7 protein-coding genes and 2 pseudogenes are annotated in these 12,807 nt (G+C 72.3%); 2 read left to right on the top strand and 7 right to left on the bottom strand.

Features of this window, described 5'->3' with window-relative positions:
• Nucleotides 1-290 precede the first annotated feature (290 nt).
• Together B056_RS0124560 and B056_RS45820 are read left to right on the top strand one after the other, a co-directional pair.
• The gene (locus B056_RS0124560; protein WP_018504507.1) at nucleotides 291-1,655 is read left to right on the top strand and encodes an EAL domain-containing protein; all 1,365 of its coding nucleotides are present in this window, start codon (nucleotides 291-293) and stop codon (nucleotides 1,653-1,655) included.
• A pseudogene (locus tag B056_RS45820) lies at nucleotides 1,652-1,912 on the top strand (DUF1059 domain-containing protein); the annotation flags it as partial. The gene B056_RS0124560 and the pseudogene B056_RS45820, both read left to right, overlap by 4 nt.
• Before the next feature lie 155 nt (nucleotides 1,913-2,067).
• Here the strand turns inward: B056_RS45820 and leuA are convergent.
• The 7 genes and pseudogenes from leuA to B056_RS0124520 all read right to left on the bottom strand — a co-directional run bounded on the left by leuA (nucleotide 2,068) and on the right by B056_RS0124520 (nucleotide 12,735).
• The gene (leuA, locus tag B056_RS0124550) at nucleotides 2,068-3,738 is read right to left on the bottom strand and encodes a 2-isopropylmalate synthase (RefSeq protein ID WP_018504505.1); all 1,671 of its coding nucleotides are present in this window, start codon (nucleotides 3,736-3,738) and stop codon (nucleotides 2,068-2,070) included.
• A gap of 302 nt (nucleotides 3,739-4,040) precedes the next feature.
• Nucleotides 4,041-4,928, bottom strand: coding sequence for a septum formation family protein (locus B056_RS0124545; RefSeq protein WP_018504504.1), 888 nt, complete (start codon nucleotides 4,926-4,928; stop codon nucleotides 4,041-4,043).
• Between the two features lie 139 nt (nucleotides 4,929-5,067).
• Nucleotides 5,068-6,657, bottom strand: coding sequence for a phosphoglycerate dehydrogenase (gene serA, locus B056_RS0124540; protein ID WP_018504503.1), 1,590 nt, complete (start codon nucleotides 6,655-6,657; stop codon nucleotides 5,068-5,070).
• A 245-nt stretch (nucleotides 6,658-6,902) separates the two neighbouring features.
• A complete protein-coding gene (gene ilvC / locus B056_RS0124535) occupies nucleotides 6,903-7,898 on the bottom strand; it encodes a ketol-acid reductoisomerase (protein WP_018504502.1) in 996 nt (331 codons plus the stop codon).
• A gap of 43 nt (nucleotides 7,899-7,941) precedes the next feature.
• Entirely contained in the window at nucleotides 7,942-8,466 is a 525-nt protein-coding gene (gene ilvN / locus B056_RS0124530; protein ID WP_018504501.1) for an acetolactate synthase small subunit, read from the bottom strand.
• Nucleotides 8,463-10,283 (bottom strand): annotated as a pseudogene (locus tag B056_RS0124525) (acetolactate synthase large subunit); the annotation flags it as partial. The gene ilvN and the pseudogene B056_RS0124525, both read right to left, overlap by 4 nt.
• A gap of 631 nt (nucleotides 10,284-10,914) precedes the next feature.
• Entirely contained in the window at nucleotides 10,915-12,735 is a 1,821-nt protein-coding gene (locus B056_RS0124520) for a penicillin-binding transpeptidase domain-containing protein (protein ID WP_018504499.1), read from the bottom strand.
• Nucleotides 12,736-12,807 lie beyond the last annotated feature (72 nt).

The following is a 12,807-nucleotide window of genomic DNA, read 5'->3' as shown; positions in this document are numbered from 1 at the left end:
GCGGGGCGCGCCCACCGGCCGCCGTGGGTCGCCATTCCACTGAACCAGGAGACGACATACCGCGACGCATCGCGCGTTGACGTAAGCGGCAGCAGACAAAGGTGCCGCCACCTCAACCGCCCCACAATCGCCCTGGCCACGATAAATACGCGGCAGACAAAATTCGGACCACGCACTCGAACAGTGCCACAACTCCGGCCCCCAACCGCGCCCGAAGCGTCGAAAAAGTGATAAGAAATCAACAACATCGACGATGCGGCGTGCGGCGACACGTAGGGGGTGCACGGCGCATGGTTTCCCAACAGTCGACCATCAGGCGCCCGGCCGAGGCCGACCCGTCGGGGCCGCGTGAACCCGCCGGTCAGGGCCGGGCGGACGAGCCGGACGGGTCCCGGCCCACCGACGAGGCTCGCCCCACGGACGGGTCCCGGCCCACCGACGGACACCGCCAGGTTCCCGCCCGGCCGAACCTCGACCGCATCCTGGCCGACCCCGACGCACCGGCCCTTGTCTTCCAGCCAATCGTGGACCTGCGCCGCGGCGTGACGGCCGGCTACGAGGCGCTGGCCCGCTTCGGCCCCGACCCCCGCGACGCGCCCCATCTCGTCTTCGGCGAGGCGGACCGGCGCGGCTGTGCGGCCGAGCTCGAGGCCCGGGTCCTGCGCAGGGCGCTCGCCGCCCGCGATCATCTTCCGGAGCGTTGTTTTCTCGCCGTCAACGTGTTCCCGCATCTCCTTTCCTCCCCCGAGGTGGCGGCGGTCTGGCGGGGCGCCGATCTCTCCCGCATCGTTCTCGAGCTGAACGAGGCCGTCGACATCGAACGCGCGACCGGTCTGCGGGCGACCTCGCAGGAGCTGCGGGACCACGGCGCGTTCCTCGCCATGGACGATGTCGGTTCGGGCTATGCGGGTCTGCGTCAGCTCACCCACATCCGGCCGGATTTCGTGAAACTCGACGCGTCGCTGGTCGCGAACATCGACGACGATCAGGTGAAGATCGCGCTCACCGAGCTGGTCGGCGGATTCGCCAGCCGTCTCAACGGCTGGGTCATCGCCGAGGGCGTGGAGCGCGTCCAGGAACTGACCATGCTGGTCGCTCTCGGCGTTCCGCTCGGGCAGGGCTACCTGCTCGGCCGGCCGGCCGCCCGCTGGCAGGAGCTCGACCCGGCGGTGGCCAGGCGGATCAGGCTGCTCTCCGCGAGCTCCGACCAGTCCTCGCACATCGTGAGCCTGATGGAACCGGTCCGGATCTCGACCGGCGACTTCGGGCGCTGCGGCCAGGTCCCGGACTGCCCGCCCTGCGGGCACCCGCCCGCTCCGGGCGACGAACACGCCGGGGATCATGAGACTCTCGGAGACCACAGTGCCGGTGACGACGGTTCCGACGGTGGGAGTGCCATCATCGTCAGCAACCGGTGCCGGCCCGTCGCGGTGCGGCTGGCCGGCGGCGCGGGTGAGCGGGAGCCGCGGCGGATTCCCACGTCGCTGTTCGCGCTCCCGAACGAGCCCGTGACGGAGGTCGCCCGCCGGGCGATGACCCGGCCCGCCGGCTGCCGGTTCGACCCGGTGATAATCGTGACCGAGATGGGCCGGCCTCTCGGCCTGGTACGGATGGAGCGCCTGATGCTGCGTCTCGCGGATCTGTCGGCCGCATGAGGCGGAACCGGTTCTGGACGGCGCAGGCGCTGATGGGCCCGCGCCCCGTCGGGGACCCGGGCACCCGGGTCCGCGAGGTGAGCATCGCGCGGCCACCCGCCATGAAGGAGTTCTACTGCGGGGCGATCATCCCCGGCTGCCAGGCCCGTTTCGTCGCCGGCACCGAGGAGGAACTGCTCGGCGCGGTCGACACCCACGCCCGGGTCGACCACGCGATGGCGGATGTTCCCGCCGAGCTGGTCGACCAGGTCCGGCAGGGCATCAGGAACGCCGAACCGGCCCCCCACGACGACTCACCACGGCACGGGCCGTGGCGGGCGCCGTGGCCGCCTGGCGGGCGCCGTGGCCGCGGTCTGGCCGGTGCGGACCGGCGGCGCGTCATCCCCGCCCGCCCGCACCGGCGGTGCGCTGCTCAGCCGGCCCGGGACGCCCGGTTCACGGCGCTGACGACCGCGCGCAGCGAGGCCGTGACGATGTTCGGGTCGATCCCGACCCCCCACAGCACCGTCTCCCCCACCGCGACCTCCAGGTAGGCCGCGGCCCGGGCGTCCGCGCCCGAACCCAGCGCGTGCTCGTTGTAGTCGAGGACCCGCACCGGCACGCCCCGCGCGGACAGCGCGGCCACGAACGCGTCGATCGGGCCGTTGCCGCTGCCGGTGATGGCAGTCTCCGTGCCGTCCAGGCGTACCGAGACGGTCACCTCGTCCCGCTCGCCGCTCGCCGCGGTCGTCCGCGATCCCAGCAGCTCCAGCGACGCCGCCGGGTCTCCACCCTCCGGGCGGTACTCGCGGGTGAAGATCTCCCAGAGCTGGGCGGCGGTGACCTCGCCACCGGCGTCGTCGGTGAGCTTCTGGACCACGCCGGAGAACTCGATCTGCAGCCGGCGGGGCAGGTCCAGCGCGTACTCGGACTTCATCAGGTACGCCACGCCACCCTTGCCGGACTGGCTGTTCACCCGGATGACGGCCTCGTACGTGCGGCCGACGTCCTTGGGGTCGATCGGCAGGTAGGGGACCTCCCACAGCGTCTGGCCGGTCCGCTCCATCGCCTCGAAGCCCTTCTTGATGGCGTCCTGGTGGGAGCCGGAGAAGGCCGTGTAGACGAGGTCGCCGCCGTAGGGGTGGCGCGGGTGCACGGGCAGCTGGTTGCAGTACTCCACGGTGCGGCGCACGCCGTCGATGTCGGAGAGGTCGATCATCGGATCGATGCCCTGGGAGAACAGGTTCATTCCCAGCGTGACCAGGCAGACGTTGCCGGTGCGCTCGCCGTTGCCGAACAGGCAGCCCTCGACCCGGTCGGCGCCGGCCATGACGCCCAGCTCCGCCGCGGCGACCGCGCAGCCGCGGTCGTTGTGCGGGTGCAGCGACAGCACGACCGAGTCCCGCCGCGTCAGGTTGCGGCTCATCCACTCGATCTGGTCGGCGTACACGTTCGGCGTCGACATCTCGACCGTGGCCGGCAGGTTCAGCACGACGGGGTTGTCCGGGGTCGGCCCCCAGACGTCCAGCACCGCCTCGCAGACCTCCAGGGCGTACTCCAGCTCGGTGCCGGTGAACGACTCCGGGCTGTACTGCCAGCGGACGTCGGTGCCCTCCAGCAGCTTCTCCGCGTACTGGGCGCACCAGCGGGCGCCCTGCACCGCGATCTCGGTGACGCCGGCCCGGTCCAGGCCGAACACGACCCGGCGCTGCAGGGTGGACGTCGAGTTGTACAGGTGGATCAGGGCGCGGCGGGAGCCGACCAGCGAGGTGACGGTGCGCTCGATCAGCTCCTCGCGGGCCTGGGTGAGCACCTGGATCGTCACGTCGTCGGGGATCAGGTCGTCCTCGATCAGCTGACGGACGAAGTCGAAGTCGGTCTGGCTCGCCGCCGGGAAGCCGACCTCGATCTCCTTGTAGCCCATCGCGACCAGCAGCTCGAACAACTGCATCTTGCGCGAGGGCGTCATCGGGTCGATCAGGGCCTGGTTGCCGTCCCGCAGGTCGACGCTGCACCAGCGCGGGGCCTTGGTGATCGTGGCGTTGGGCCAGGTGCGGTCCGGCAGCGCGACCGCCGGGAACGGGCGGTACTTCTCGATGGGCATGCCGGACGGTTGCTGCGGTGTGATCACTGCTCCTGCTTCCTCGGAAGAGCCGGCGGTTATCCCCCGCCGAGCGGGACCCGGCGCTGACGCACGAGAACTCCGCGACGGGGAAGCCAGCCATCCGCCCGGATCAGCCGGATCGGATCAGGCCCCGCCGCGGCACCTAAGAAGAAGCAGCGCACGCATCACCACGGCAGTTTACCGGTTCGCACCGACCACCCGCCGACACAGCCCACCGGCCGGCACAGCCCGCCCACCGACACAGCCCGCCCACCGACACGGCCCAGCCGCCACCACGGCGGTCAGCTCCGGACGGCGCCGGCCACCAGGAACCGCCCCGAGCGCGCGGCGAGGTCGTCCGAGCGGATGGTGCAGACCACGGCGCGCACGCCCCGCTCCCAGCTGGCCTCGTCCGGCCGCACCGACCCGACGACATGGTGCGGAGCCACATCCAGGGCACCGACGTACTCGCGCATCGACCCGGCGCAGACATCGCGCGCCGTGGTGTGCAGCACCTCGGTCCCGGGCCAGTCACCGAAGCGGTCACCGAGATCGACGATCTTCGTCACCTCGTCGACGTGCGGGGCCGCGCAGGCGACGCGGACCGGCGTGACCGGGGCCACGGAGCGGGCCGACCAGGCCAGGCAGTCGCCCCTGTGGATCGCGGCGAACAGCTCGGGTGCCAGGTCGAAGCCCCCCGGCACGCCGACCGCGGGGTCGACGGTGAGCGGGAGCGAGCTGGCCGAGAACCCGGCGCCGCCCGCGCCCCCGCCGCCGGCGGCCGTGGCGCCGCCGGCGAGCTCACCGACACTGCTCGCCGTCTCCGGACCGCCGACGGGCGTGCTGACCTGCGAGACCGGCAGTGGTTCCGTCGCCACCGGCGTGCCCCGGCCCGCGGTCTGGCGCAACGCCACGAACGTCAGACTGATCATCCCGACGGCGAGCGTGACGACCGCCAGCACCCGGGTGAGCCGCCGCGTCCGCGGGGCCGGGCGCGGCGGCGCGACGAACAGCCGGTGGACGAACCCCTGCAGCCCACGGGGCGCGGGCACCACCTGGCACCGGGTGCCGTGGGTCCGGGCGGCCTGGCCGGCCCGCTCGCGGGCCGATGGCTCGAGAAACCGGGCCGACCGGACGAAGCGCTCGTCAAGCCGAAGGTCCTCGAACGGATCCGGGTGCCGTGCCGCCATGTCTGCCACGGTAACGCGAGCAAGCGCGTGGGAGCGCCGCTTCCGGCTAAAGATCACCCACACCGGGCCGAGTCACCACGACCCCGGTCAAGTGCGGAGATTCCCGCCGTACAGGCTTCCGACCTGCACCGCGGCGCACTCAGCCCGCGGAGATGCTCACCGCGCGGGCATACGAGGCCCCGATGATCTTGGCGATCTCGGCCAGGATGTCGGGCGCCACCGCGTCGTCCAGGGACAGCGACATGAGGGCCTCGCCACCGGCGCTGAGCCGGCTCACCTGAGCGTTGGCGATGTTGATGTGGGCCTCGCCCAGCAGCGCGCCGACCGCCCCGACGATGCCCGGCCGGTCCTCGTAGCGGAAGAACGCCAGGTGGTCCTCGGGACGCAGGTCGACCTCGAACCCGTCGATCGCGGTGATCTTCTCGACCTGGCGGGAGCCGACGAGTGTCCCGCTGACCGACACCGCCGTCCCGTCGGGCAGGACGCCGCGGACCGTGACGAGGTTGCGGTAGTCGGGGCTCTCCTCGGAGGTCTCCAGCGCCACGTCGACGCCGCGCTCCTTGGCGATCAGTGGCGCGTTCACGTAGGTGACCTGCTCCTCGACGATGTCGGTGAAGACACCCTTGAGGACGGCGAGCTGCAGCACGGACACGTCGTGCGCGGCGATCTCCCCGCGCACCTCGACGGTGATCGCGGCGGCGACCCCCGCGGCCAGCCCGGAGAAGAGCTGACCCAGCTTCTCCGCCAGCGGCAGGCCGGGGCGGACGTCCTCGGCCACGACCCCGCCGGCCTGCACGTTCACCGCGTCCGGGACGAACTCGCCACTGAGCGCGAGACGCACCGAACGGGCCACGGCCAGGCCCGCCTTGTCCTGCGCCTCCTGCGTCGAGGCGCCCAGGTGCGGGGTGACGACGACGTTCTCCAGCCCGAACAGCGGCGAGGAGGTCGTCGGCTCCTTGACGTACACGTCGAGCCCGGCGCCGCCGACCCGGCCGGAGCGGACCGCGTCCGCCAGGGCGGTCTCGTCGACCAGGCCGCCGCGGGCGGCGTTGACGATGATCACGCCCGGCTTCACCCGGGCCAGCTCGTCGGCCCCGATGAGGCCCAGCGTCTCCGGCGTCTTCGGCAGGTGGATCGTGATGACGTCGCTGGAGGTGAGCAGCTCGTCGAGGTCCACCAGGCGCACGCCGAGCTGCGAGGCCCGGGCCACCGACACGTAGGGGTCGTAGGCCAGGACCTTCATGCCGAAGGCCGCCAGCCGCTGCGCCACCAGCACACCGATGCGGCCGAGGCCGACGACGCCCGCGGTCTTCTCCGTCAGCTCGACACCGACGTACTTCGACCGCTTCCACGCGCCGCCGACGAGCGACTCGTGGGCGGCCGGGACCCGGCGGGCGACCGCGAGCAGCAGCGCGATGGCGTGCTCGGCGGCGCTGACGATGTTCGACTGCGGCGCGTTCACGACCATGACGCCGCGGCTGGTGGCGGCGGGGACATCGACGTTGTCGAGGCCGATCCCGGCGCGGGCCACGACCTTCAGCCGCGGGGCGGCGGCGAGCGCCTCTGCGTCGATCTTCGTCGCCGAGCGGATGAGGACCGCGTCCACGTCCGCCAGCGCCGGCAGCAGGGCGGACCGGTCGGCCCCGTCCACATGGCGGATCTCGAAGTCCCCGGACAGGACCTCCAGCCCGGCCGGTGAGAGTTCCTCGGCGACGAGTACGACGGGCACGGTCTGCTCCTAGCACGCTCGTCGCCGGCCACCGCTGGGGAGGACGCAGCGGTATGGACGCGCTGCGCCGCGGCCCGGGCGGACGACGACGATGTCGAATCGGTGGGCGGTTCGGTGCGGGTACAGCCTACAGACACGCCCTCGACACGTTCGGGCGCCGCGAGGGGTGTGCCCGCTCTCACCTGCGGCGGGAGCGGGCGCACGCCGACGGGCCGGGCGGCACGTGCCGCCCGGCCCGGCACGCCTCAGTCCTTCGCGATCCAGGACATCATCGGGCGCAGCTTGGCCCCGACCTGCTCGATCGGGTGCTGCTTGCCCTCCTCGACGAGCTTGGTGAACGTGGGCCGGCCCGCGTCGTCCTCGGCGATCCACTCACGGGCGAACGTCCCGTCCTGGATCTCGTCGAGGATCCTGCGCATCTCGATCTTGACCGCCGGGGTGATCACCCGCGGGCCGCGGGTGACGTCGCCGTACTCGGCGGTGTCCGAGATGGAGTAGCGCATCTGCGAGATGCCGCCCTCGTACATGAGGTCGACGATCAGCTTCAGCTCGTGCAGGCACTCGAAGTACGCGACCTCGGGGGTGTAGCCCGCCTCGACCAGCGTCTCGAAACCGGCCTGGACCAGCGCGCTGGCGCCGCCGCAGAGCACCGCCTGCTCGCCGAACAGGTCGGTCTCGGTCTCCTCGGTGAAGGTGGTGCGCAGCGCGCCGGCCCGGGTGCCGCCGATGCCCTTCGCGTAGGCGAGCGCGATGTCGAGCGCCTTGCCGGTGGCGTCGGCCTCGACGGCGACGAGCACCGGCACGCCCTTGCCCTCGACGAACACCCGGCGGACCAGGTGGCCCGGACCCTTGGGGGCGACCATGAAGACGTCGACGCCGGCCGGCGGCTCGATGAGCCCGTACCGGATGTTGAGCCCGTGCCCGAACGCCAGCGCCTTGCCCGGGGTGAGGTGCGGCGCGATCGACTCGGCGTAGATCTTGCGGTGGGTCGTGTCCGGCGTGAGGATCATGATGATGTCGGCCTCGGCGGACGCCTCCGCCGGGGTCACCACCCGCAGGCCCTGCTCCTGCGCCTTGGCCCGGCTGGTGCTCGTCTCCGGCAGGCCGACCCGGACGTCGACCCCGCTGTCGCGCAGGTTCAGCGCGTGCGCGTGCCCCTGGCTGCCGAAGCCGATCACGGCCACCTTGCGGTCGGCCAGGTTGTCGAGGTTGGCGTCGTCGTCGTAGTAGATCTCGACCATCGTTGCTGAATCTCTCCTAGTCGGAACTGAAATGTGGGGTGGGTCAGGCCGAGCGCTCGACGGCGCGCAGACTGCGATCGGTGATCGACCGCGATCCGCGGCCGAGCGCGACCATGCCGGACTGGACCAGCTCGCGGATCCCGAAGGGCTCCAGCATGCGGATCAGCGCGTCCAGCTTGTCACGGGTACCGGTGGCCTCGATCGTGACCGCGTCGGGGGCGACGTCGACGACCTTGGCGCGGAAGAGCTGGACGGTCTCGAGCACCTGGGAGCGGACCGCGAGGTCGGCCCGCACCTTGACCAGCATCAGCTCGCGCTGCACGGAGACGGCGGTGTCCATCTCCACGATCTTCAGCACGTTCACCAGCTTGTTGAGCTGCTTGGTGACCTGCTCCAGCGGCAGGTCCTCCACCGCGACGACGATCGTCATCCGGGAGACGTCCGCGTGCTCGGTCGGGCCGACGGCGAGCGACTCGATGTTGAAGCCGCGCCGGGAGAACAGGCCGGACACCCGGGCCAGGACGCCGGGCTTGTTCTCGACGAGCACCGAGAGGGTGTGCCGGGTCACAGGTTGACCTCCGCGTCGCCGGAGTAGTCGAAGTCGGGGGCGATGTCGCGGGCGACCCGGATCTCGTCGTTGCTGGAGCCCGCGGCCACCATCGGCCACACCATCGCGTCGGGGTGGACCACGAAGTCGACCACGACCGGGGCGTCGTCGATGCTCATCGCCTTCTCGATCGTGGCGTCCACGTCCGCGGGCGTCTCACAGCGCAGGCCGACGCAGCCCAGCGCCTCGGCGAGGCGCACGAAGTCGGGGACCCGGGTCACCCCGGTGCGCGCCGACACCGGGTGGGTGCCCAGGTCGGTGTTCGAGTAGCGCTTGTCGTAGAACAGCGTCTGCCACTGCCGGACCATGCCCAGCGACCCGTTGTTGATGACCGCGACCTTGATCGGGATGCCCTCCAGGGCGCAGGTGGCGAGCTCCTGGTTGGTCATCTGGAAGCAGCCGTCACCGTCGATCGCCCACACGGTGGCCTCCGGGCGGCCGACCTTGGCCCCCATCGCCGCCGGCACGGCGTAGCCCATCGTTCCGGCGCCACCGGAGTTCAGCCAGGTGTAGGGGTTCTCGTAGGAGATGAACTGGGCGGCCCACATCTGATGCTGCCCCACCCCGGCCGCGAACACGGTCTCCGGGCCGGAGATCCGGCCGATCCGCTCGATGACCTGCTGCGGGGCGAGCGAGCCGTCGGCGGGCTGGTCGTAGCCGAGCGGGTAGGTCCTGCGCCACCGGTCCAGCGACCGCCACCAGCCCTCCAGGTCGGGGCGCTCCTCGGTGCGCAGCGCCGCGGTCAGGTCGACGATGACCTCCCGGCAGTCGCCCACGATCGGCACGTCGGCGATCCGGTTCTTGCCGATCTCGGCCGGATCGATGTCGGCGTGGATGACGGCCGCGCCGGGCGCGAACGACGACAGCTTGCCGGTGACCCGGTCGTCGAACCTGGCCCCCAGGGTGATCAGCAGGTCGGCCTTCTGCATCGCGGTGACCGCGGCGACCGAGCCGTGCATCCCGGGCATGCCCAGGTGCTGCGGGTGCGAGTCGGGGAACGCGCCGCGGGCCATCAGCGTGGTGACCACCGGGATGCCGGTGAGCTCGGCGAGCGCCCGCAGCTCGGCGGCGGCGCGGGCCTTCAGGACGCCCCCGCCCACGTAGAGCACCGGCCGGCGCGCCGCGCTGATCATCTTGGCCGCCTCGCGGATCTGCTTGGCGTGCGGCCGGGTGACCGGGCGGTAGCCGGGCAGGTCGAGCGTGGGCGGCCAGACCTCGTGCGGCAGCACCGAGGTGACCGCCTGCAGGATGTCCTTCGGCAGGTCCACCAGCACCGGGCCTGGGCGCCCGGTCGAGGCGATGTGGAACGCCTCGGCGATCGTGCGCGGGATGTCGTCCACCGACTGCACCAGGAAGTTGTGCTTGGTGATCGGCAGGGTGATGCCGCAGATGTCGGCTTCCTGGAAGGCGTCGGTGCCGATGGCCGCGCTCGGCACCTGGCCGGTGATGGCGACGATGGGCACCGAGTCCATGTAGGCGTCCGCGATCGGCGTCACGAGGTTCGTCGCGCCCGGCCCGGACGTCGCCATGCAGACCCCGACACGCCCGGTGGCCTGGGCATACCCCTCGGCGGCGTGCCCCGCGCCCTGCTCGTGCCGGACGAGCACGTGCCGGACCCGGGTGGAGTCGAACAGCGGATCGTAGGCGGGCAGGATCGCCCCGCCCGGAATGCCGAAGACCACGTCGGCACCGACCGCCTCGAGCGAGTGGACGAGCGACTGCGCTCCGGTGATCTGTCTGGTCTCTCTGGTCATCTGTCGTCTTCCTTGACGGGGCCGGCGAGGTGCGGACGGGACGTCGTTGACGGACGGTTCACGGGTGGTTCACGGACGTGTTCACGGACGGCGACGGTCGGTCGTCGTGCGTGGCGTTGCCACCGTGCCCGTGTCCGGGAGCGGCGTCACGCTGGGCCGGGGTCGGGGCCGGACACGAAAAAACCCCTCGTGCCATGGGCACTGAGGGGCGGCGCGGGTGGTCGGAGACCGGTCTGGTCCGACTACACGCGCTCCGAGCGTACGAGAAGCGAGGACGCCACATGCGTGCGCCCAGGAATGCCAAGCAGCATGCGGACAACGATCCCCGACATCCGCCACCGCGTCAAGCGTCACGCCGCGTTCGGAGAGACAGACCACACACCGGCGACATTCAACATCCCTCCCTCATAGCCCCAACCTCCCTCATAGCCCCAAGCCTGACACCGAGCCCGAGCCCGAAGCGGGGCCGGACCGAAGCGGGGCCGGGCCGGGCCGAAGCGAGTCGCCTCCGCCCCGCCATGTGCGGGTCGGACAACACACTTCGGCCCGGCCACCACGCTCCGCAGAAGTCGCCGGCTCTGGGCGGGGGGTGGCTCGGCACAGCCGGTTTGGCTGGGGTGGGCGGCCTGGCCAGGGCGACTGGGTGGGGGTGTGATCAGCCGGCCGCGGGGGGTGGGCCGGCCACCTGGCCGCCGTCGAGGGCGGTGTAGAACGCGGACACCACCGGCGCGGCGGACTCGGCGCCGAACCCGCCGTCCTCGATCACCACCGCGACGGCGACATCGCCGCGGTAGGCGACGAACCAGCCGTGCGTGGGCGGCGGGTCACCGTCGGCGTACTCGGCCGTGCCCGTCTTGCCGTGGACGTCACCGGGCATCGGGACGCCGGCCGCGGTCCCCTCGGTGACCACCGCGCGCATGAAGTCCCGCAGCGGCCCCAGCACCTCGGTCGGCAGGGGGTTGCTGCGCGGGGACTCACCGACGACGAACGGCTGGTGCCAGGTGCCGCTGGCCACGGCGGCGGCGACGCTCGCCATCTGCAGCGGGGACGCGGCCACCCGTCCCTGCCCGATCGAGGCGGACGCCGACTCGACGGCGTCACGCGGAGTCGGGAACGAGCCGCCCACGCTGGCGATCGGCAGCGGCTCGGAGCCGTCGAAGCCGTAGAGCCTCGCGGCCCGCTCGAGCGCGTCGTCGGGCAGTGACTGCTCGAGCCGGATGAAGGCGGTGTTGCAGCTCTTGGCGAAGACCGTCCGCAGCGGGATGGCCCCGAACTGCTCCGACTCGGAGTTCTGGAACTCGCGCCCGCCCACGCTCACCGTCTGGGTGCAGTCGATCGTGGTGTCGGCCGGCTTGCCGCTCATCAGGGCGGCGGTCGCCGTCACGATCTTGAAGGTGGAACCCGGCGGATAGGAGCCGCGCACCGCCCGGCCGTAGCCGTTGAGCGGGTGGTTCACCGCCGCCAGCACCCCGCCGGTGCGGGTGTCGATCGCGACGAGGGCCCCGTTGGGACGCGACGCGGTCCCCAGCGCCTGCTCCCCCGCGCGCTGGACGTCCAGGTTGATGGTGGTGCGGATCTCCTCGCCGTTGCTGCTCGGGTAGGTCTTGAGGGTCTCGACGGTCTCGTTGCCCTCGGTGCGCACCACCACCGAGCCGCCCTGCGGTCGCAGCCTGGCGTCGTACACCCGCTGGAGGCCGGACGCCGGATCGACCCGGCCGACGAGGTTCCCGGCGAGCTCGGGGCTGCCGTCCAGCGGCCGCCCGTTGACGTCGAGCAGGGCACCGCGCTCACCGGTGGACGCGGCGCGGTCCAGGCGCAGGCCGGGCTTGAGGGACGGGTGCACCGACGACGGCCGGGCCCGCACCTTCCACTGCCCGCCGCCGGTGTCGGCGAGGGCCAGCTCACCCGCGTACGCCAGCGGCTCGGCGAAACCGGCGAGCGTCAGCTTCGCGGTGTACGGGACGGTCGCGGTCGAGCCCGACCGGGTCAGCTCACCGGAGACGAACTCGGCCCCGGTCACCGAGAGCCGGTCACGCACGTCACCCATCAGCCCGACGAGGGCACCGACCGGGACGTCGCCCTCGGTGCTGAGGGCCGTCACGGCGGCGCCCGCCCGTTCCCGGGCCTGCCCGGCCGGCGCCTGCCCGGCCGCCGCCGGCGCGGCCGAGGCTGCCGGCGCGGCCGAGGCCGGCGCGGTCGTGCCCGCGGTGCCGCCGGCGGGGTCGCCCGCCGCCGGTTCCTCGGCGGCCGGCGCGGTCGTCAGCGTCTTCCAGGCGTCCAGGTAGGCGAGGGCGACCGCGGCCACCCGGCGGTCCGCCTCGCGCGCGTCGGAACGGGACTTCAGCCAGTAGGCCACCCCGCCGCCGACCGCCAGCAGGACCACGACGAGCGCGACGATGAGTGTGTTGCGCCGGCCGCGGCCCCGGCCACGGCGGCGTGACGTGGACGGGCTGAACCCCGTCGGAGTGAGAGGCACGACGGCTCGCCTCCCCCCTCGCTCGGAGAACCGTCTGACAGGACCACACGGCCCGAGCCACACCCTACGAAC

This window comes from Parafrankia discariae (genome assembly GCF_000373365.1).
In the GTDB taxonomy this organism is placed as follows: domain Bacteria; phylum Actinomycetota; class Actinomycetes; order Frankiales; family Frankiaceae; genus Parafrankia; species Parafrankia discariae.
The sequence above is the reverse complement of the archived record's forward strand: the minus strand, read 5'-3'. Positions and strand labels throughout refer to the sequence as shown.

What these genes read in the sequence shown, in the direction of transcription:
- B056_RS0124560 (WP_018504507.1), top strand. Translation starts at nt 291, where the DNA reads ATGGTTTCCCAACAGTCGACCATCAGGCGCCCGGCCGAGGCCGACCCG.
- leuA (WP_018504505.1), bottom strand. Translation starts at nt 3,738, where the DNA reads ATGCCCATCGAGAAGTACCGCCCGTTCCCGGCGGTCGCGCTGCCGGAC.
- B056_RS0124545 (WP_018504504.1), bottom strand. Translation starts at nt 4,928, where the DNA reads ATGGCGGCACGGCACCCGGATCCGTTCGAGGACCTTCGGCTTGACGAG.
- ilvC (WP_018504502.1), bottom strand. Translation starts at nt 7,898, where the DNA reads ATGGTCGAGATCTACTACGACGACGACGCCAACCTCGACAACCTGGCC.